Annotated in this window: 17 protein-coding genes and 1 pseudogene; 14 read left to right on the top strand and 4 right to left on the bottom strand. The window is 73.1% G+C overall.

The window, feature by feature from the left end; translation table 11 throughout:
- The first annotated feature begins 14 nt into the window (after positions 1–14).
- The 8 genes and pseudogenes from ACFC02_RS01140 to ACFC02_RS01105 all read left to right on the top strand — a co-directional run bounded on the left by ACFC02_RS01140 (position 15) and on the right by ACFC02_RS01105 (position 8,554).
- Positions 15–1,058: an NAD(P)/FAD-dependent oxidoreductase gene (locus ACFC02_RS01140; protein WP_376350422.1), complete on the top strand. Its 1,044-nt coding sequence runs from the start codon at positions 15–17 to the stop codon at positions 1,056–1,058.
- A gap of 123 nt (positions 1,059–1,181) precedes the next feature.
- A complete protein-coding gene (locus ACFC02_RS01135) occupies positions 1,182–2,720 on the top strand; it encodes an ATP-dependent DNA ligase (protein ID WP_376350419.1) in 1,539 nt (512 codons plus the stop codon).
- A 149-nt stretch (positions 2,721–2,869) separates the two neighbouring features.
- Positions 2,870–3,280, top strand: coding sequence for an NUDIX domain-containing protein (locus tag ACFC02_RS01130; RefSeq protein ID WP_360970534.1), 411 nt, complete (start codon positions 2,870–2,872; stop codon positions 3,278–3,280).
- 77 nt (positions 3,281–3,357) lie between these two features.
- Positions 3,358–4,743 (top strand): NADP-dependent succinic semialdehyde dehydrogenase, encoded by a 1,386-nt coding sequence (locus ACFC02_RS01125; protein ID WP_376350416.1) that lies wholly within the window; start codon positions 3,358–3,360, stop codon positions 4,741–4,743.
- A gap of 25 nt (positions 4,744–4,768) precedes the next feature.
- A complete protein-coding gene (locus tag ACFC02_RS01120; RefSeq protein WP_360970300.1) occupies positions 4,769–5,008 on the top strand; it encodes a DUF6213 family protein in 240 nt (79 codons plus the stop codon).
- A 652-nt stretch (positions 5,009–5,660) separates the two neighbouring features.
- Positions 5,661–6,728: pseudogene (locus tag ACFC02_RS01115) on the top strand (type III polyketide synthase); the annotation flags it as partial.
- A complete protein-coding gene (locus tag ACFC02_RS01110; protein ID WP_376350412.1) occupies positions 6,725–7,957 on the top strand; it encodes a cytochrome P450 in 1,233 nt (410 codons plus the stop codon). The pseudogene ACFC02_RS01115 and the gene ACFC02_RS01110, both read left to right, overlap by 4 nt.
- A gap of 6 nt (positions 7,958–7,963) precedes the next feature.
- Positions 7,964–8,554, top strand: coding sequence for a cupin domain-containing protein (locus ACFC02_RS01105; RefSeq protein WP_376350409.1), 591 nt, complete (start codon positions 7,964–7,966; stop codon positions 8,552–8,554).
- Between the two features lie 239 nt (positions 8,555–8,793).
- Here the strand turns inward: ACFC02_RS01105 and ACFC02_RS01100 are convergent, their stop codons facing one another.
- Positions 8,794–10,017 (bottom strand): acyl-CoA dehydrogenase family protein, encoded by a 1,224-nt coding sequence (locus ACFC02_RS01100; RefSeq protein ID WP_376350406.1) that lies wholly within the window; start codon positions 10,015–10,017, stop codon positions 8,794–8,796.
- A 181-nt stretch (positions 10,018–10,198) separates the two neighbouring features.
- On the opposite strand from ACFC02_RS01100, the gene ACFC02_RS01095 reads away from it, so the two are divergent.
- A complete protein-coding gene (locus ACFC02_RS01095; protein WP_360970292.1) occupies positions 10,199–10,843 on the top strand; it encodes a TetR family transcriptional regulator in 645 nt (214 codons plus the stop codon).
- 52 nt (positions 10,844–10,895) lie between these two features.
- Here the strand turns inward: ACFC02_RS01095 and def are convergent, their stop codons facing one another.
- Positions 10,896–11,441, bottom strand: coding sequence for a peptide deformylase (def, locus tag ACFC02_RS01090; RefSeq protein WP_376350403.1), 546 nt, complete (start codon positions 11,439–11,441; stop codon positions 10,896–10,898).
- A 158-nt stretch (positions 11,442–11,599) separates the two neighbouring features.
- Here def and ACFC02_RS01085 point away from each other — a divergent pair, with 158 nt between their 5' ends.
- The 5 genes from ACFC02_RS01085 (at position 11,600) to ACFC02_RS01065 (ending at position 16,275) form a co-directional block, all read left to right on the top strand.
- Positions 11,600–12,838, top strand: coding sequence for a MurT ligase domain-containing protein (locus ACFC02_RS01085; protein ID WP_376350400.1), 1,239 nt, complete (start codon positions 11,600–11,602; stop codon positions 12,836–12,838).
- 20 nt (positions 12,839–12,858) lie between these two features.
- Positions 12,859–13,587: a type 1 glutamine amidotransferase gene (locus tag ACFC02_RS01080; protein ID WP_376350397.1), complete on the top strand. Its 729-nt coding sequence runs from the start codon at positions 12,859–12,861 to the stop codon at positions 13,585–13,587.
- A 292-nt stretch (positions 13,588–13,879) separates the two neighbouring features.
- Positions 13,880–14,905, top strand: a complete 1,026-nt coding sequence (locus ACFC02_RS01075; protein ID WP_376350394.1) for a 6-phosphofructokinase — start codon at positions 13,880–13,882, stop codon at positions 14,903–14,905.
- A gap of 146 nt (positions 14,906–15,051) precedes the next feature.
- On the top strand, positions 15,052–16,005 hold the full coding sequence (locus tag ACFC02_RS01070; RefSeq protein WP_376350391.1) for a cytochrome c oxidase assembly protein: 954 nt from the start codon (positions 15,052–15,054) through the stop codon (positions 16,003–16,005).
- 99 nt (positions 16,006–16,104) lie between these two features.
- Entirely contained in the window at positions 16,105–16,275 is a 171-nt protein-coding gene (locus ACFC02_RS01065) for a hypothetical protein (protein WP_360970282.1), read from the top strand.
- Positions 16,276–16,296: 21 nt separating this feature from the next.
- Here the strand turns inward: ACFC02_RS01065 and ACFC02_RS01060 are convergent, their stop codons facing one another.
- Complete coding sequence (locus ACFC02_RS01060) at positions 16,297–17,508, bottom strand: sensor histidine kinase (RefSeq protein WP_376350388.1); 1,212 nt, start codon at positions 17,506–17,508, stop codon at positions 16,297–16,299.
- Entirely contained in the window at positions 17,505–19,235 is a 1,731-nt protein-coding gene (locus tag ACFC02_RS01055; RefSeq protein WP_376350386.1) for a cation acetate symporter, read from the bottom strand. The genes ACFC02_RS01060 and ACFC02_RS01055 overlap by 4 nt, the downstream gene beginning before the upstream one ends.
- Positions 19,236–19,241 lie beyond the last annotated feature (6 nt).

Below are 19,241 nucleotides of genomic sequence, written 5' to 3'. Positions count from 1 at the left end.
GGGAGGTGGTCACCATGACCGAGAAGACCGACCGCACCGAGGGCCCCGGAGCCCAGGGAGGCGGAACCGAGGGACGCGGAACCGAAGGGTACGAAGTGGTCGTCGTCGGCGGCGGTGCGGCCGGGCTGTCCGCCGCGCTGGTGCTCGGCCGGGCCCGGCGGCGCACGCTGGTCGTCGACGCGGGCGAGCCGCGCAACGCGCCCGCCGCGCACATGCAGGGTTTCCTGACCCGGGACGGTATGTCACCGGCCGAGTTCCTGGCCACCGGCCGGGAGGAGATCGCGCGGTACGGGGTCGGGCTCGTCCGGGACCGGGCGGTGGACGCCGCCCGGGACGTGGACGGCGGGTTCGACGTGACCCTGGCGAGCGGCCGTACCGTCCACGCCCGGCACCTGGTCGTCGCCACCGGGCTGCGGGACGAACTGCCCACGCTCCCGGGCGTGGCCGAACGGTTCGGCGAGGACGTGCTGCACTGCCCCTACTGCCACGGCTGGGAGGTCCGCGACCAGGCCTTCGGCGTGCTCGCCACGACCCCGATGAGCGTGCACCAGGCGCTGATGGTGAGCCAGTGGTCCAAGGACGTCACGCTGTTCCTGCACCAGGTCGCCGAGGACGAGCTGTCCGACACCGACCTGCGCAGGCTCGCGGCGGCAGGCGTCGGCGTCGTGCCGGGCGAGGTGGCGGAAGCGGTCGTCGAGGACGGCCGGCTGACCGGGGTGCGGCTCGCGGACGGGACGACGCACGCCCGCCAGGTCCTGTTCGTCGCGCCGCGTGCGGTGCCACGCAACGAGCTCCTGCTGCGGCTGGGCGCCGAACTGCGCGAGACACCCTTCGGCGCCTACCCGGTGATCGACGAGCGGGGCCTGACGACGGTTCCGGGCCTGTGGGCGGCCGGGAACGCCAGCGGCTTCGCCGAGCAGGTGATCAACGCGGCCAGCCGGGGCTACCGCGCCGGGGTGGCGATCAACGGCGAGCTCGTGTTCGCCGACCTGGACGCGGCGATCGAGGCGGCGGACGCACCTGAGGTGGCGGGGACACCGCAGCCGGCGAAGGCGTAGGCGCTGGTCGCGGCGGACGATCACGGCCCCGCCCGGGCCGGCCACGACCCGCACATGCCCCTCCGCCCGCCGCGCCGCCGGGGCGGGGGTGTGCGGGTGTCCGTCGCGGTGCACCATGGCTGCATGTTGCTCGCCCGGCTCGCACAGGTGTCACAGGAGGTCGCCGCCTCCTCCGCACGGTCCCGCAAGACCGCCCTGCTGGCGGAGTTGTTCCGGGAGGCGGCGGCGGAGGACGTGCCGGTCGTCATCCCGTATCTCGCGGGCAGACTCCCGCAGGGACGGCTCGGCGTGGGGTGGAAGGTGCTCGGCCACCGCGTCCCTCCGGCCGCCGAGCCCTCGCTCACCGTGCGGGAGGTCGACGCCCGGCTGAGCGAGCTGGGCAAGGTCTCCGGCGCCGGGTCGCAGGCCGAGCGCTCCCGGATGGTCGGGGAGTTGATGGGCGCGGCGACACAGGACGAGCAGCGGTTCCTGCTGGGGCTGCTGACCGGCGAGGTCCGCCAGGGCGCGCTGGACGCGGTCGCGGTCGAGGGGCTGGCCGCGGCGACGGGCGCCCCGGCGGCGGACGTACGGCGGGCGGTGATGCTGGCCGGTTCCCTGCAGGCGGTGGCGCAGGCCCTGCTCTCGGAGGGCCCGCCGGCGCTGGAGCGCTTCCGGCTCACCGTAGGCCGTCCGGTGCTGCCGATGCTCGCGCACAGCGCCTCCTCGGTCGCCCAGGCGGTGGAGAAGCTGGGCGCCTGCGCCGTGGAGGAGAAGCTGGACGGGATCCGGGTCCAGGTGCACCGGGACGGCGACAGCGTCCGGATCCACACCCGCACGCTGGACGACATCACGGCCCGGCTGCCGGAGGTCGGCGCGGCGGTGCTCGGGCTGCCGGGCGAACGGTTCGTCCTGGACGGGGAGGTGCTCTCCTTCACTCCCGAGGGCCGGCCGCGTTCCTTCCAGGAGACCGCCGGACGCGTCGGCTCCCGGCTGGACGTGGCCACGGCCGCCGAGGCGGTGCCGGTGTCCCCGGTCTTCTTCGACGCGCTCTCGGTCGGCGACCGTGACCTGCTCGACCTGCCGTTCGCCGAGCGGCACGCCGAGCTGGCCCGGCTGGTCCCGGAGCCGATGCGGGTGAGGCGGACGCTGGTCGCCGGGCCCGAGGACACCGCCCGGGCGGAGGAGTTCCTGGCCCGGAGCCTGGAGCGGGGGCACGAGGGCGTGGTCGTCAAGGCGCTCGACGCCCCCTACAGCGCGGGCCGGCGCGGGGCGTCCTGGCTGAAGGTGAAGCCCGTCCACACGCTCGACCTGGTGGTGCTGGCCGCCGAGTGGGGGCACGGCCGCCGCACCGGCAGGCTGTCCAACCTGCACCTGGGCGCCCTGACCCCCGACGGCGGCTTCGCCATGCTCGGCAAGACGTTCAAGGGAATGACAGACGCCATGCTGGCCTGGCAGACCGAGCGGCTGCGGGCGCTGGCCGTCGAGGAGAAGGGGTGGGGCGTGGTCGTACGCCCCGAACTGGTCGTCGAGATCGCCTACGACGGCCTGCAGCGCTCCACGCGCTATCCGGCGGGCGTCACCCTGCGCTTCGCCCGGGTCGTGCGCTACCGCGAGGACAAACGCCCCGAGGACGCCGACACCGTCCGGACGCTGCTGGCCGCGCACCCGGAGGTACGGCCGTGAACGAGGGAGGGGGCGGGCGGAGCAGGCGCAGCGCCGGGCTGCTCCTCTTCCGGCGCACCGGCGCGGACGGGCTCCCGCGCGCCGACGCGGAAGGCTCCCCGCATGCCGGCGCGGACGGCTTCCGGCGCACCGGCGCGGACGGCACCGGCCTGGAGGTCCTGCTCGGCCACATGGGCGGACCGTTCTGGTCCCGTCGCGAGGCGGGCGCCTGGACCGTGCCCAAGGGCGAGTACGCGCCGGACGAACCCGCCCTGAGCGCCGCCCGGCGAGAGTTCCGCGAGGAACTGGGCGTCGCTCCGCCGGACGGCGAGGCGGTACCGCTCGGCGAGGTCCGGCAAGCGGGCGGCAAGACCGTGACCGTCTGGGCGGTCGAGGGCGACCTCGACCCGGCGGCGGTCGTCCCGGGCACGTTCACGATGGAGTGGCCCCCGCGCTCGGGGCGGACCCAGGAGTTCCCCGAGCTGGACCGTGTGGCGTGGCTCGGCCTCGACCGCGCCCGTGAGGTGATCGTCACCGCCCAGAGCGCGTTTCTCGACCGACTGGCTGAGCACTCGCTCTGACGAGGGCCGCACGCGTTGCGGCGGGCAGCGCGGCGCGCGAAGGTCGAAGCACAGCCCGCTCCCGAGGGAGGTCAGCCATGTCCATCGCCACGGTGAACCCGGCCACCGGCGAGACGATCAAGACGTACGAGGCCATGGGCGAGGAGGAGGTCGAGCGCCGGCTCCAGCTCGCCGAGGCCACCTTCCGCACGTACCGGACGACGTCCTTCGCCGAGCGGGCCCGCCTGATGAACAGCGCAGCGGAGCTGCTCGACGAGGACCGGCAGGAGATCGGCCGGGTGATGACCACCGAGATGGGCAAGCCGGTCGAGCAGGCGCGCGCGGAGGCCGCCAAGTGCGCCAAGGCGATGCGCTGGTACGCCGAGCACGCGGAGGGACTGCTCGCCGACGAGGAACCGGCCGCCGCCGACATGAAGGACTCCGGCGCCTCACGGGCCCTGGTCCGCTACCGGCCGCTGGGTCCTGTGCTCGCGGTGATGCCGTGGAACTTCCCGCTGTGGCAGGTCGTACGGTTCGCGGCGCCCGCGCTGATGGCCGGGAACGTCGGCCTGCTCAAGCACGCCTCGAACGTGCCGCAGACCGCCCTGTACCTGGAGGACCTGTTCCACCGGGCGGGCTTCACCGAGGGCTGCTTCCAGACCCTGCTGATCGGTTCCGGCGCGGTCGACGACATCCTGCGCGACGAGCGGGTGAAGGCGGCCACGCTGACCGGCAGCGAACCGGCGGGGCGGGCCGTGGCGTCCACCGCCGGGGAGATGGTCAAGAAGACGGTGCTGGAGCTGGGCGGCAGCGACCCGTTCGTCGTGATGCCGTCGGCCGACATCGACCGGGCCGCCGAGGTCGCGGTGACCGCGCGGGTGCAGAACAACGGGCAGTCCTGCATCGCGGCCAAGCGGTTCATCGTGCACACGGACGTCTACGACGCCTTCGCCGAGCGGTTCGTGGCCGGCATGCGGGCCCTGAGGACGGGCGACCCGATGCTGGAGGACACCGAGGTCGGGCCGCTCGCCAGCGAGCGGGGCCGGGCCGACCTGGAGGAGCTGGTCGACGACGCCCGGCGCAGCGGGGCGGAGGTGCTGTGCGGCGGCGAACGGCCCGGCGGCCCCGGCTGGTACTACCCGCCGACCGTGCTCGCCGGCATCACCCGTGAGATGCGCATCCACCGCGAGGAGGCCTTCGGCCCGGTCGCCACGCTCTACCGCGCCGCCGACCTGGACGAGGCGGTGCTGATCGCCAACGACTCGTCCTTCGGGCTCAGTTCGAACGTGTGGACGCGGGACGGGGACGAGGTCGACCGCTTCGTACGGGACCTGGAGGCGGGCGGGGTGTACGTGAACGGGATGACCGCCTCGCATCCGGCGTTCCCGTTCGGCGGAGTGAAGCGGTCGGGGTACGGGCGTGAGCTGTCCGGGCACGGAATCCGCGAGTTCTGCAACATCACGACGGTATGGCACGGAGCGTGAGGCTTCCGCGGCTACGATCGCTGTCGTGAACCGCGAAGTGACACTCCCTCTGATCGTCGACGACCGCGGTACCTTGCAGGTGGCCGCGGCCGATGTGAGCAAGCTGCTGCGGACGCTGGGCGGCCGGTGGCTGCGGCTGGTGGAGACCGGGCAGGAGGGGCTCGACGAGGACACGGTCGCCGCCCTGACCATCGAGCTGGCCAAGCTGGCCGACCGGATCGACGTGGCCTGCATCGCGCACAGCAGCGGGGCGGCGTCGGGCTGAACGCCCCGCACCGACGGCATCGGGACGAACGGCTTCGGGCCGAACGGCTTCGCATCCGCGGCGCGGGACCGAGCGCCGTATCGCCCGCCGCGCGCACCGCACCTCCCGCGCGTGCCTTCCCTCCCCCGGCTGCCGCGCCGGCCCGAGCCGCGCCGCAGGCCGCACCAGCGGCACCAGCGGCACCAGCGGCACCAGCGGCACCAGCGGCACCAGCGGCACCAGCGGCACCAGCGGCAGCCCACCTCATCTCACACCCTCACCGCCCACGCCGCGTCCGCCGTCCCCGCGCGAGTCGACCGCCCGGACGCCCCTGCCCCGGCGTGTGCCGCGCCGTCCCGCTCGCCGCGGGCCGCCCACGGCGCGCGCGTCCCCGATCATCGTGCCGTCGCCGAGCGACGCGCGGGCGCGGTCACCGCGTGCCGCCCGGGCCTGTCGGCCGACGCCTGTGACCAGCGGTTTTCCTGTCGCCGTGTCCGCCGCCGCGGCCGTGTCCGCGAGGCCGCCGGGGCCATGCGGTCCCACCCCGCCGTCCCCGGATTGGAGTAGTCCGGCGCGAGATCGTCGCTCTCCCGGGTGATCGTGGGTGGACCACCCTTCTGGGTGCACCACCCTCTGACCGGGGGGCTCCCGGCCCTCCGGAAGGCGAAAGCAGGCACGGATCATGGCGACTTTGTGCAGGCCCTCGGTGTCCGTCCCAGAGCACGTGATCACCATGGAGGAAACGCTGGAGCTCGCTCGCTCCCGGCACGCGGACCACCCGCAACTCGCGCTGGCCCTCCGGCTGATCGAGAACACCGGCGTGCGAACCCGCCACATCGTGCAGCCCATCGAGGAGACCCTGAAGCACCCGGGCTTCGAGGAGCGCAACAAGCTCTACGAGCGCGAGGCCAAGGCCCGGGTCCCCGCGGTCATCCAGCGGGCGCTCGACGACGCGGAACTCCTCACCACCGACATCGACGTGATCATCTACGTCTCGTGCACGGGCTTCATGATGCCCTCGCTCACGGCGTGGCTGATCAACGAGATGGCCTTCGACTCGACCACCCGTCAGATACCCATAGCCCAGCTGGGCTGTGCGGCGGGCGGCGCGGCGATCAACCGTGCGCACGACTTCTGCACGGCCTACCCGGAGGCCAACGCGCTCATCGTGGCCTGCGAGTTCTGCTCGCTTTGCTACCAGCCCACCGACCTCGGCGTCGGCTCGCTCCTGTCCAACGGCCTGTTCGGCGACGGCATCGCCGCCGCCGTGGTCCGCGGCACCGGCGGCACCGGCGTCCGCCTGGAGCGCAACGGCTCGTACCTGATCCCCAAGACCGAGGACTGGATCGCGTACGCAGTCCGGGAGACCGGCTTCCACTTCCTGCTGGACAAGCGGGTGCCCGCCACCATGGAGCCGCTCGCCCCGGCGCTCCAGGACCTGGCGGGACTGCACGGCTGGGACGCCTCCGACCTCGACTTCTACGTCATCCACGCGGGCGGTCCGCGCATCCTCGACGACCTCAGCAAGTTCCTGGAGGTCGACCCGCACGCGTTCCGGTTCAGCCGCTCCACGCTCACCGAGTACGGCAACATCGCGAGCGCCGTCGTCCTGGACGCGCTGCGCCGGCTGTGCGACGAGGGCGGCGTGGAGGACGGCGCGCGCGGGCTGCTCGCCGGGTTCGGCCCCGGCATCACCGCGGAGATGTCCCTGGGCAAGTGGCAGACCGGGGAGGGGGCATGACGGAGGAGACGCTCACCGAACCCGGCGGGGCCGTCGCGGACCTGTGCCCGGTGCGGCACTGGCCGGCGCTCGACCTGATCGGCGTCGACTTCGACCCGGTGCTGGCCGACCTGATGGAGGAGGGGCCGGTCACGCGCATCGAGCTGCCCAACGGCGAGGGCTGGGCGTGGCTGGTGACGCGCATGGACGACGTGCGGCTGGTCGCCAACGACACCCGGTTCAGCCGGGAGGCCGTGATGGACCGGCAGGTCACGCGGCTGGCCCCGCACTTCATCCCGTCCCGCGGCGCGGTCGGCTTCCTGGACCCGCCCGACCACAGCCGGCTGCGCCGTTCGGTCGCCCCCGCGTTCACGGCGCGGGGGGTGGAGCGGGTGCGACAGAGCGCGCGGCGGATGCTGGACGGTCTGGTCGACGAACTCCTCGCGGCCGGCCCGCCCGCCGATCTCACCAGCGCGGTGCTGAGCCCCTTCCCGATCGCGGTGATCTGCGAACTGATGGGCGTCCCGGCGGCCGACCGGCACGGCATGCACACCTGGACCCAGCTGATCCTCTCCTCCTCGCACGGCGCCGACGTCAGCGAGCAGGCCAAGGAGGAGATGGGCGCGTACTTCACGGAGCTGATCGACGCGCGCGTGGACAGCGGTGACGAGGACGTCGCCTCCCTGCTGGGCGCCGCCGTGGGGCGTCGGGAGATCACCGTGGACGAGGCCGTGGGACTCGCGGTGCTCCTGCAGATCGGCGGCGAGGCGGTCACCAACAACAGCGGGCAGATGTTCTACCTGCTGCTGACCCGTCCCGAGCTGGCGGACCGGCTGCGCGCCGACGCGTCGGTCCGCCCGCAGGCCATCGACGAGCTGCTGCGCTACATCCCGCACCGCAACGCGGTCGGGCTGTCGCGGATCGCCCTGGAGGACGTGGAGATCAAGGGGGTGCGGATCCGGGCGGGGGACGCGATCTACGTGTCCTACCTGGCCGCCAACCGCGACCCGGAGGTCTTCTCCGACCCGGAGAGCATCGACTTCTCGCGCAGCCCCAACCCGCACGTGGCGTTCGGTTTCGGCCCGCACTACTGCCCCGGCGGCCAGTTGGCCCGGATGGAGTCCGAGCTGCTGGTGGACGCCCTCCTCGACCGGCTGCCGGGGCTGCGGCTCGCGGTGGCGCCGGACCAGGTGCCGTTCAGGAAGGGCGCGTTGATCCGCGGGCCCGAGGCCCTGCCCGTGGTGTGGTGAGCGCCGATGACGACGATCGAGCCGCCGCTGCCCGCGATCGGGGATCCCGGGCTCACGGCGGTCGTGGAGCCCGAACTCACCGCGGGCGACGGCCTGCTCGTGCCGCCGGGCCACGGCCAGGTGGTCGAGACAGCCGCCCAGCGCGTGACGTTCAAGGTGACCGGCTCGCACTCGCGGACGGCCTCCACCTTCGAGGTGGAGGTGCCGCCCGGCTTCGACGTGGGCGCCCATGTGCACACGCGCAGCGAGGAGTTGTTCTACGTGCTCGAGGGCGAACTGGACGTCCTCGCGTTCGAGCCGCGGGTCCGGACGCCCGACCGCTGGCAGAGGTGGGAGTCCCGGTCCGGCAACCGGGTGGTGCGGGCCACCCCGGGCACGGTCATCGTGGTGCCCCCGGGCTGCCCGCACGCCTTCGCCAACCCCACGGACGGTCCGGCGAAGATGTTCTTCCAGTCGTCCCCGCCCCCGGACCACGAGCGGTACTTCGAGGAGTTGCTGGAGATCCTCGGGAACGGGGGGCCGCCGGACCACGCGGCGATCGAGGCGCTGAGACGGCGCTACGACATCGAGCAGCTGACGCCGCTCAGGCACCGCTGAGCACCGGTACCGAGTGCCCCGCCCGCGCATGACGGGCGGGGCACGGTGCTGCGGGCGGCTCAGCGTTCGGCGAACCTGGCCACCTTGGCGGTCAGGGGCTTGTGCTCCGCGTCCTTGAGCTGCTGCCGGGCGGTCGTCGCCACGAGTTCCCCCCGGCTGCCGGTGACGTCTCGGGCTCGATGCAGCCCGGCGGCCGCAGGCGGACCGGAGGGCGTGGCGGCGGCCCACGGCGGCGTCCACTAGCGGATCGGCAGGCCCGAGACCGTCCGGGAGATGACCAGCCGCTGGATCTCGCTGGTGCCCTCGAAGATGGTGTAGATCGCCGCGTCGCGGTGCATCCGCTCCACCGGGTACTCCCGGGTGTAGCCGTTGCCGCCCAGGATCTGGACCGCCTGGGCGGTGACCTTCTTCGCGGTCTCGCTCGCGAACAGCTTGGACATCGAGCCCTCGGCGGCGGTGAACGGCTTGCCGTTGATCGCCATCCAGGACGCGCGCCACACCAGCAGGCGTGCCGCGTCGATGGACGTGGCCATGTCGGCGAGCTGGAAGGCCACGCCCTGGTTGTCGATGATCGGCCGGCCGAACTGCTCGCGGGTCTTCGCGTAGTCGAGGGCGACCTCGTAGGCGGCGCGGGCGGTGCCGACCGCCATGGCGCCGACGGCGGGGCGCGAGGCCTCGAAGGTGGCCATCGCCGCGTTCTTCACCCGCTCGCCCGCCTTGGCCCGCTCGCGGGCGCGGGCAAGGCGCTCGTCCAGCTTCTCCTTGCCGCCGAGCAGGCAGGACCCGGGGACGCGCACGTCGTCGAGGACGACCTCGGCCGTGTGCGAGGCGCGGATGCCGTGCTTCTTGAACTTCTGGCCCTGGACGCAGCCCGGGGTGCCCGGCGGGATGATGAAGGAGGCGTGTCCCTTGGAACCCAGTTCCGGATCGACGGAGGCGACGACCACGTGGACGTTGGCGATGCCGCCGTTGGTGGCCCAGGTCTTGGTGCCGTTGATGACCCACTCGTCCTTGGCCTCGTCGTAGACCGCGCGGGTGCGCATCGAGGCCACGTCGGAGCCGGCGTCGGGTTCGGAGGAGCAGAAGGCGGCGACCTTGACGTCGGTGGCGTCGCCGTACATCTGGGGGATCCAGGTGCCGATCTGCTCCTCGGTGCCGTTGGCGAGGACGCCGACGGCGGCCAGGCCGGTGCCGACGATGGAGAGGGCTATGCCCGCGTCGCCCCAGAACAGCTCCTCCATGGCCATGGGGATGCCGAGGCCGGTGGCGTCGAAGTACTGCTGGGCGTAGAAGTCGAGGGAGTAGATGCCGACCTTCGCGGCCTCCTGGATGACCGGCCAGGGAGTCTCCTCACGCTCGTCCCATTCGGCGGCCGCGGGGCGGATCACGTCGGCCGCGAAGCCGTGCAGCCAGTCCCGGACCTCCTTCTGTTCGTCGTTGAGCTCCATGGTGAACTCGGCCATGTCCCCTCCAGCGGCACACATATGGTGTTACTTGCGGTAACCGTACTGTGTTACCCGCCGGTAGGAGAAGTCAAGTCCCCCTGTTCCCCAGACGTTCCCTCGGCAGCCCGTTCGAGGTACGGGGCCCGGTCAGTGTTAGTTTGCGCAAGCGTCACCGAATCAGCACGGGTGGGGAGAGATCATGGACACCACGCAGCGGACCGATCAGCAGCGGTCCGCCGACCGCAGACGGCGCGAGCTGCTGGAGGCCGCCGACCGGGTGGTGCTGCGCGACGGCCCGCACGCCTCGATGAACGCCATCGCAGCCGAGGCCGGCATCACCAAACCGATCCTCTACCGCCACTTCGGCGACAAGGGCGGCCTGTACGCCGCCCTCGCCAAGCGGCACACCGACGCCCTGCTCGACTCGCTGCGGGCCGCGCTCGACGCGCCCGCCGAGCGGCGCCGGCGGGTCGAGGCCACACTGGACACCTACCTCGCGGCCATAGAGGCCCGGCCGCAGGTGTACCGGTTCCTGATGCACCCGGCGGAGGGCGGCCAGGGCGGCGAGGCGGGGTTCGACGTCGGCAAGCACTCCGCTCCGCTGCTGCGCCGCATGGGCGAGGAGCTGGCCCAGGTCATCGAGGAGCGCCTCGACCTCGGGCCGGGCGGCCAGCAACTGGCCCGGGTCTGGGGCCACGGCATCGTCGGCATGATGCACGCGGCCGGCGACTGGTGGCTGGGCGAGCGCCCGTGCTCCCGCGCGGAACTGGTGCGCAGCCTGGCCGACCTCCTGTGGGGCCGCCTCGCGGCGGCCGGCGACAAGGCGGGCGGCCCGGGCTTCTAGGATCCACCAGAAGGGCCCTGGGGTGTGTTTCGAAAGACCCGCCTGCCCCGGCTCACCCCCGCCGCCCCCAAGGCGCCCTGGCCGCCTGCCGGAACACCCTGCGCCGACGCCACCCCGTGAGGTGATCCACGTACAGGCGGCCGTCCAGATGGTCGCACTCGTGCTGCAGGCACCGGGCGAAGAAACCCGTCCCCTCCACGGTGACCGGCTCCCCCGTCACTGTGAGACCCGCCACGACCGCGCGGTCGTGCCGCTCGGTGCCCGCCTCCAGTCCCGGCAGTGACAGACACCCCTCCGGGCCGCGCAATACCACACCGTCGGCCGTCACCAGCCGTGGGTTCACCACATGCCCCAGATGCCGTACGTCCTCGTCGTCCGGGCAGTCGTAGACGAACACCCGCAGCGCCTCGCCCACCTGGTTGGCGGCCAGTCCAACCCCCCGGGCGGCGTACATCGTGGCGAACAAGTCCTCCACGAGTGCGGCCAGTTCGGGGCCGAAGTCGGTGACCTCCCGGCAGGGCGTCCGCAGCGCCTCGTCGCCGAGCAGGGTGAGGGGCCGTACGCGCCCGCGGGCGCCCGGGATCGAGCCGTGTCGCATGGCGGCAAGGGTACGGTCCTCCTGCACGCGCGAACGGCGCGCGGGCGCCGTGACGGTGCCGGGATTCGGGAGCACGATCGGATCTCGATAGGCTGAGGTCCACACCACGTTGCCGGATGGCTCAGGCGCGGCGCGTACGCAAGGAGGATCGAGAACTGATGGCAGGCAACTCGGACCCGCTCACGCCGCGGGCCAAGCTGGCCGTGACCGCGGGCAAGGCGGTCGCGGCGGCATCGCGCGCCGCGGGGCGCGGCAGCGGTTCGGTGATCGGCGGCCGGGTGGCGCTCAAACTCGACCCCGACCTGCTGGCCCGGCTGGCCCAGAACCTGGACGTCGTCCTGGTGTCGGCGACCAACGGCAAGACGACCACCACCCGGCTCATCGCCGAGGCGCTGCGCGCCGCGGGACCGGTGGTCTCCAACGCGCTCGGCGCCAACATGCCCGCGGGCATCACCTCGGCGCTGGCGGGCGGCTCGGACTCGAAGTTCGCGGTGATCGAGGTCGACGAGAAGTACCTCGCGGGCGTGGCCCGGGACACCGACCCCAAGTGCATCGCGCTGCTCAACCTCTCCCGCGACCAGCTGGACCGGGCCGCCGAGACCCGGATGCTCGCGGAGAACTGGCGCGAGGGGCTCGCCGGGTCCAAGGCCGTGGTCGTCGCCAACTGCGACGACCCGCTGGTGGTGTGGGCCGCGTCGTCCTCGCCCAACGTGATCTGGGTGGCGGCCGGCCAGATGTGGAAGGACGACGCCTGGTCGTGCCCGTCCTGCGGCGGTGTGATGCAGCGTCCGGGCGACGACTGGTTCTGCGCCGAGTGCGGTTTCCGCCGGCCCACGCCCAGCTGGGCCCTGTCCGGCGACCACGTCCTCGACCCGCACGGCTCGGCCTGGCCGATCCACCTCCAGCTGCCGGGCCGCGCCAACAAGGCCAACGCCGCCTCGTCCGCGGCCGTCGCCGCCGTCTTCGGTGTGCCGCCGCAGGTCGCCCTGGAGCGCATGTACCAGGTGCAGGCGGTCGCCGGGCGCTACGACGTCGTGCAGTTCCAGGGCCGTGACCTGCGCCTGCTGCTGGCGAAGAACCCGGCCGGCTGGCTGGAGACCTTCTCCCTGATCGACCCGCCGCCCACCCCGGTCATCCTCTCGGTGAACGCGCGCGGCGCCGACGGCACCGACACGTCCTGGCTGTGGGACGTCGACTACACCCGGCTGACGGGCCACCCGCTGCTGGTGATCGGCGACCGCAAGCTGGACCTCGCGGTGCGCCTGGAGGTGGCGGGCCAGCACTTCCAGGTCTGCGAGAACCTCGACCAGGCCGTGCAGCAGGCCCCGCCCGGCCGGATCGAGGTCATCGCCAACTACACCGCGTTCCAGGACCTGCGCCGCCGCGTCGGCAACTGATCACGGAGGACGACCACTTCATGAGCGACAACCAACTGCGGCTGGTGTGGATCTACCCGGACCTGCTGAGCACCTACGGCGACCAGGGCAACGCGCTCGTCGTGGAGCGCCGGGCCCGGCAGCGCGGCCTGGACGTGGCCCGCCTGGACGTGCGCAGCGACCAGCCGATCCCGACCTCGGGCGACATCTACCTGATCGGCGGCGGCGAGGACCGCCCGCAGCGCCTCGCGGCGGAGCGGCTGCGCCGGGACGGCCACCTGTACCAGGCGGTGCAGAACGGCGCGATCGTCTTCTCGGTCTGCGCCGGCTACCAGATCCTCGGCCACGAGTTCGTCAACGACCTCGGCCAGCGCGAGCCGGGCCTCGGCCTGCTCGACGTGGTGTCGGTGCGCGGCGAGGGCGAGCGGTGCGTCGGCGACGTACTCGGTGACGTCGACCCGCGTCTCGGGCTGCCGCCGCTGACCGGTTTCGAGAACCACCAGGGCGTCACCCACCTCGGCCCGGCCGCCCGCCCCCTCGCCCAGGTCCGCGTGGGCCGGGGCAACGGCACGGGGGACGGCACCGAGGGCGCGTACAACGACACCGTCTTCGGCACCTACATGCACGGGCCGGTCCTCGCCCGCAACCCGCAGATCGCGGACCTGCTGCTGAAGCTGGCGCTCGACGTGAACGCGCTGCCGCCCATCGACGACCGCTGGTACGAGGCCCTGCGCACCGAGCGGATCGCGGCGGCCGAGCAGCCCGCCTGAGCGGACCCACGGTCGCGCGCGGCCGTGCGGACGCGCCCGGGGACGCCCCGGGCGCGTCCGCCTGTCACCGGCCGTACGCCGTCCGCGCTCCAGCCCGTCGCAAGCTCCCCGCAAGGCGGTTGCGCCAGGCTCGTCACCGGGCCCGCCTGACGACGCATCCGCTCACCTGTGCACCCGCGTCCACCAGCCGGACGGCCCGTACGGCACCACCCCCTGTCGCCGGTAGGGTGGCCGGGATCGAGCCGGACAGCGCGGTCCGGTCCCGGCCCACGTGGAGAAGGTTATTCGGGCTATGCGCATTGGTGTCCTCACGTCCGGCGGCGACTGTCCCGGCCTGAACGCCGTCATCCGGTCCGTCGTGCACCGCGCCGTCGCCGACCACGGCGACGAGGTCATCGGCTTCCGGGACGGCTGGAAGGGCCTCCTGGAGTGCGACTACCTCAAGCTCGACCTCGACGCCGTGGGCGGCATCCTGGCCCGTGGCGGCACCATCCTCGGCTCCTCCCGGGTCCGGCCCGAGCACCTGCGGGACGGGGTGGAGCGGGCCCGGGGCCACGTCGAGGAGCTGGGGCTCGACGCCATCATCCCGATCGGCGGCGAGGGCACCCTGAAGGCGGCCCGGCTGCTGTCCGACAACGGCCTGCCCATCGTCGGGGTGCCCAAGACCATCGACAACGACATCGCGGTCACCGACGTCACCTTCGGTTTCGACACCGCCGTGACCGTCGCCACCGAGGCCCTGGACCGGCTGAAGACCACCGCCGAGTCCCACCAGCGGGTGCTGATCGTGGAGGTCATGGGCCGCCACACCGGCTGGATCGCACTCCAGTCCGGGATGGCGGCCGGCGCCCACGCCGTGGTCGTCCCCGAACGGCCCTTCGACATCGAGGAGCTGACGAAGAAGGTCGGCGAGCGGTTCGAGGCGGGCAAGCGGTTCGCGATCGTCGTCGCCGCCGAGGGCGCCAAGCCGCTGCCCGGCACGATGGACTTCGACGAGGGCGGCAAGGACATCTACGGCCACGAGCGGTTCGCCGGGATCGCCCGGCAGCTCTCCGTGGAACTGGAGGAGCGCCTGGGCAAGGAGGCCCGGCCGGTCATCCTCGGACACGTCCAGCGCGGCGGCACCCCGACGGCGTACGACCGGGTGCTGGCCACGCGGTTCGGCTGGCACGCCGTGGAGGCCGTGCACCGCGGCGAGTTCGGCCGGATGACGGCGCTGCGCGGCACGGACATCGTGATGGTGTCGCTGGCCGAGGCCGTGGAGACGCTGAAGACGGTGCCCGCCGACCGGTACGCCGAGGCGGAGTGCGTGCTGTAACACGTCCGGCCCGAGCCGCCCCCGGTCGCGAGCGCGGCCGGGGGCGGCTCTAGTCTGGGTGCGGACAGACAGCTGGGGACAGACGGCCACGGACACCCACAGCTGTGGTCGGACAGCGCACACCCCCACGAATCAGGAGCCGGCGGATGGATCACAGCGGGCACGGCATGACCATGGATCTGCCGCCGTTCACGCTGGGACGCGGCCTCGAATGGTCCGCGGACCCGTTCTTCCTCACCGCCTGCCTGCTCGGTCTCGGCCTCTACGGGTGGGGTGTGGTGCGGCTGCGGCGGCGCGGCGACTCCTGGCCGGTGGGCCGCACGATCGCGTACGTCGTCGGGGTGCTGACCGTGGCGCTGGTGATGTGCACCAAGCTGAACGACTACGGCATGGTCATGTTCAGCGTGCACATGGTCCAGCACATGGTCATCAGCATGCTCTCGCCCATCCTGATCCTGCTGGGCGCGCCGATCACGCTGGCACTGCGGGCGCTGCCGGTGGCGGCGGTCCGGGGCCGCAAGGGGCCGCGCGAACTGCTGCTGGCCCTCCTGCACAGCCGCTACGTCCGGGTGATCACGCACCCCGCGTTCACCATCCCGCTGTTCGTCGCCAGCCTGTACGCGCTGTACTTCACGCCGATCTTCGACTTCCTGATGGGGTCCAGGGCGGGGCACATCGCGATGATGGTGCACTTCCTCGCGGTGGGTGTGGCGTTCTTCTGGCCGATCATGGGCATCGACCCGGGACCGCACCGGCCGGGCTACCTGATGCGGATGCTGGAGCTGTTCGCGGGGATGCCGTTCCACGCCTTCTTCGGCATCGCGCTGATGATGGGGTCGACCCCCATGGTGGACACCTTCCGCAACCCGCCCGCCTCGCTCGGCATCGACGCCCTCTCCGACCAGACCGCGGCGGGCGGCATCGCCTGGGCGTTCAGCGAGGTGCCTTCGGTGCTGGTGCTCCTCGCGCTGCTGTTCCAGTGGTACCGCTCCGAGCAGCGGCAGGCCAAGCGCAAGGACCGGGCCGCCGAGCGCGACGGCGACAAGGAACTGGCCGCCTACAACGCCTATCTGGCCTCGCTCGACGCACGCGGCAGCTGACCGCTCCCCCGTCGCGTCCGGCCTTTGCGCGCACCACCGCCTCCCTGGCGGCGGAACCGGGGCACCATGGAGGCAGGACGGACCTGGAGGAGGGTGCCGATGCCCGGCTCGACTGACGGTTCCACGAGAGCGATGGGGGTGCTCACCGTCGGCGCCCTGGTCGCGGTGACGGCGTACACGGTGGCGCTCGGCGGCAACGGCTGGCTGTGGTTCGGCTGGGTCGTGCTGGGCCTGGCCACCCTGGGCATGATCGCCTCCCACGGCACCTGAGCCCGCCCCCCCCCCCGCCGCTCACTCCCCGGTCAGGCTCCCGAGCCGCCCCGAGTGCACGCCCGGCCGGTACTTGGGCAGCCGGACGATGACCTTCATGCCGGCGCCCGGCGCGGTCTCGACGACCAGGCCGTGGTCGTCGCCGTAGACCTGGCGCAGCCGGTCGTCGACGTTGGACAGTCCGATGCCGCCGGAGGGGTTGTCCTCCCCGGCGAGGATGCGGCGCAGCAGGCCGGGGTCCATGCCGGCGCCGTCGTCCTCGATGACGACCACGGCCCCGGCGCCCGCGTCCTGGGCGGTGATGCGGATGCGGCAGGTGCCGGCCTTGCCCTCCAGGCCGTGCTTGACGGCGTTCTCCACGAGCGGTTGCAGGCACAGGAAGGGCAGCGCGACCGGCAGCACCTCGGGGGCGATCTGCAAGGTGACGGCGAGGCGGTCGCCGAAGCGGGCCCGTACCAGCGCGAGGTAGTGCTCGATGGCGTGGAGTTCGTCGGCGAGCGTGGTGAAGTCGCCGTGCCGGCGGAACGAGTAGCGGGTGAAGTCGGCGAACTCCAGCAGCAGCTCGCGGGCGCGCTCGGGGTCGGTGCGGACGAACGAGGCGATCACCGCGAGCGAGTTGAAGACGAAGTGCGGGGAGATCTGGGCACGCAGGGCCTTGATCTCGGCCTCGACGATCCGGGTGCGGGAGCGGTCGAGGTCGGCCAGTTCGAGCTGGACGGACACGAAGCGGGCGACCTCGGCGGCGGCGCGCACCAGGACGGCGGACTCGCGCGGCGCGCAGGCGACGAGGGTTCCGTGCACCCGGTCGTCTACGGTGAGCGGGGCGACGACCGCCCAGCGCACCGGGCAGTCGGGTGTCCGGCAGGTGAGCGGGAAAGCCGCGCCGCGGCCGGTGTCCAGGGCGCCGGTGAGGCGGTCCATGATCTCGTCGCGGTGGTGGGCGCCGGTCCCGTCCCAGGCCAGCACCCGCGTGTCGTCGGTGAGGCAGAGCGCGTCGGTGCCGAGCAGCGAGCGCAGCCGGCGGGCCGCCTTGCGGGCGGTCTCCTCGGTGAGGCCGGCCCGCAGCGGGGGTGCCGCGAGGGATGCGGTGTGCAGGGTCTGGAAGGTGGCGTGCTCGACGGGTGTGCCGAGGTCGCCGAGGTTCCGTGGGCGGGCGGTGCGCCGGCCCAGCCAGAACCCGGCGGCCAGCAGCGGCAGGACGGCGACGCACAGTCCGGCGAGGAAGCCGCTCATGTCTTCGCCTCCGCGTCCGGTTGCTCGGGCAGGTGGAAGCGGGCCAGCACGGCCGCCGTGCCGGCCGGTACCCGGGCCGGGGTGGCCAGGGACACCAGCACCATGGTGAGGAAGCCCAGCGGCACCGACCACAGGGCGGGCCAGGCCAGCAGCGCGTGCAGCGGGCCGGTGTCCGGGAAGCCGGCCATGGTGACGGCGACGGCGACGAGCGCGGCCCCGCCGCCGGCCACCATCCCGGCCGCCGCGCCGGGCGGGGTGAGCCGCCGCCACCAGATGCCGAGGACGAGCAGCGGGCAGAAGGAGGAGGCCGACACGGCGAAGGCGAGGCCGACGGCGTCGGCCACGGGCAGCCCGCCGGCCAGGACGCTCGCGGCCAGCGGCACGGCCATCGCGAGCACCGTGCCGAGCCGGAAGTGCCGTACGCCGCGGGCGGGCAGCGGGCCCCGTGAGGGCAGCACGTCCTGGGTGAGCACCCCGGCCACGGCCATGGTCAGTCCGGAGGCGGTGGACAGGAACGCGGCGAAGGCACCGCCCGCGACCAGCGCGCCGAGCAGGTCGCCGCCGAGGCCGCCGATCATGCGGTCGGGCAGCAGCAGCACGGCGGCGTCCGCGTTGCCGGTGAGTGTCAGCTCGGGGGCGTAGAGGCGGCCCAGGGCGCCGTAGAGCGGGGGCAGCAGGTAGAACGCGCCGATCAGGCCGAGCACGGCCACCGTGGTGCGGCGGGCGGCGACGCCGTGCGGGCTGGTGTAGAAGCGGACGACGACGTGCGGCAGGCCCATGGTGCCGAGGAAGGTGGCGAGGATGAGTCCGTACGTGGCGTACAGCGGGCGTTCCTCGCGGCTCGCGGCGAGCGTGGTGGACAGGGCGCCGGTGCCGGCCCGGTCGGCGGCGGGCACTCGCGTCCCCCGGGCGAAGGTGAGGCGGGTGCCGTGGGCGACGTGGTGGGTTCCGGCGGGCAGGGTCACTCTCTCACCGTGGTGGGGGCGGGCGTCGACGGTGCCGTGGACGGTGACGTCGAGCGGTCGTTCCAGCCGCAGGTCGAGGGTGGCGTCGACGCGGACTGTGCGCCGCTCGCGGAAGGCGGCGGGTTCGTCGAAGGCGTGGCGGGGTGCGCCGTCGCCCTGCCAGGCGAGGAGCAGGAAGAGCGCGGGGACGAGCAGGGCAGTCAGTTTCAGCCAGTACTGGAAGGCCTGGACAAAGGTGATGCTGCGCATGCCGCCCGCGGCGACGGTGGCCACCACGACGGCGGCCACGATGAGCGCGCCGAGGGCGTCGGGCGCCGCGGTGAGGACGGCGAGCGTGAGTCCCGCGCCCTGGAGCTGGGGCAGCAGGTACAGCCAGCCGACGCCGACGACGAAGGCGCCCGCCAGTCGCCGCACGCCCTGGGAGGCGAGCCGGGCCTCGGCGAAGTCGGGCAGCGTGTAGGCGCCGGAGCGGCGCAGTGGGGCGGCGACGAACAGGAGCAGGACGAGGTAGCCGGCGGTGTAGCCGACCGGGTACCACAGCATGTCGGGGCCCTGGACGAGGACGAGCCCGGCGATGCCGAGGAAGGAGGCGGCGGAGAGGTACTCGCCGCTGATGGCGGCGGCGTTCAGGCGGGGGCCGACGGTGCGGGAGGCGACGTAGAAGTCGGAGGTGGTCCGGGACATGCGCAGGCCGAAGGCGCCGACGAGGACGGTGGCCACGACGACGAGGGCGACGGCGGGGACGGTGTAGGCGGAGTTCACGGGGGT

Source organism: Streptomyces sp. NPDC056160, from assembly GCF_042268205.1.
In the GTDB taxonomy this organism is placed as follows: Bacteria; Actinomycetota; Actinomycetes; order Streptomycetales; family Streptomycetaceae; genus Streptomyces.
Note: the sequence above shows the minus strand (reverse complement) of the source record. Positions and strands in the feature narration are given on the sequence as shown.

Coding starts and splice junctions, on each gene's coding strand:
- ACFC02_RS01140 (WP_376350422.1), top strand. CDS start 15: ATGACCGAGAAGACCGACCGCACCGAGGGCCCCGGAGCCCAGGGAGGC.
- ACFC02_RS01135 (WP_376350419.1), top strand. CDS start 1,182: ATGTTGCTCGCCCGGCTCGCACAGGTGTCACAGGAGGTCGCCGCCTCC.
- ACFC02_RS01125 (WP_376350416.1), top strand. CDS start 3,358: ATGTCCATCGCCACGGTGAACCCGGCCACCGGCGAGACGATCAAGACG.
- ACFC02_RS01110 (WP_376350412.1), top strand. CDS start 6,725: ATGACGGAGGAGACGCTCACCGAACCCGGCGGGGCCGTCGCGGACCTG.
- ACFC02_RS01105 (WP_376350409.1), top strand. CDS start 7,964: ATGACGACGATCGAGCCGCCGCTGCCCGCGATCGGGGATCCCGGGCTC.
- ACFC02_RS01100 (WP_376350406.1), bottom strand. CDS start 10,017: ATGGCCGAGTTCACCATGGAGCTCAACGACGAACAGAAGGAGGTCCGG.
- ACFC02_RS01095 (WP_360970292.1), top strand. CDS start 10,199: ATGGACACCACGCAGCGGACCGATCAGCAGCGGTCCGCCGACCGCAGA.
- def (WP_376350403.1), bottom strand. CDS start 11,441: ATGCGACACGGCTCGATCCCGGGCGCCCGCGGGCGCGTACGGCCCCTC.
- ACFC02_RS01085 (WP_376350400.1), top strand. CDS start 11,600: ATGGCAGGCAACTCGGACCCGCTCACGCCGCGGGCCAAGCTGGCCGTG.
- ACFC02_RS01080 (WP_376350397.1), top strand. CDS start 12,859: ATGAGCGACAACCAACTGCGGCTGGTGTGGATCTACCCGGACCTGCTG.
- ACFC02_RS01075 (WP_376350394.1), top strand. CDS start 13,880: ATGCGCATTGGTGTCCTCACGTCCGGCGGCGACTGTCCCGGCCTGAAC.
- ACFC02_RS01070 (WP_376350391.1), top strand. CDS start 15,052: ATGGATCACAGCGGGCACGGCATGACCATGGATCTGCCGCCGTTCACG.
- ACFC02_RS01065 (WP_360970282.1), top strand. CDS start 16,105: ATGCCCGGCTCGACTGACGGTTCCACGAGAGCGATGGGGGTGCTCACC.
- ACFC02_RS01060 (WP_376350388.1), bottom strand. CDS start 17,508: ATGAGCGGCTTCCTCGCCGGACTGTGCGTCGCCGTCCTGCCGCTGCTG.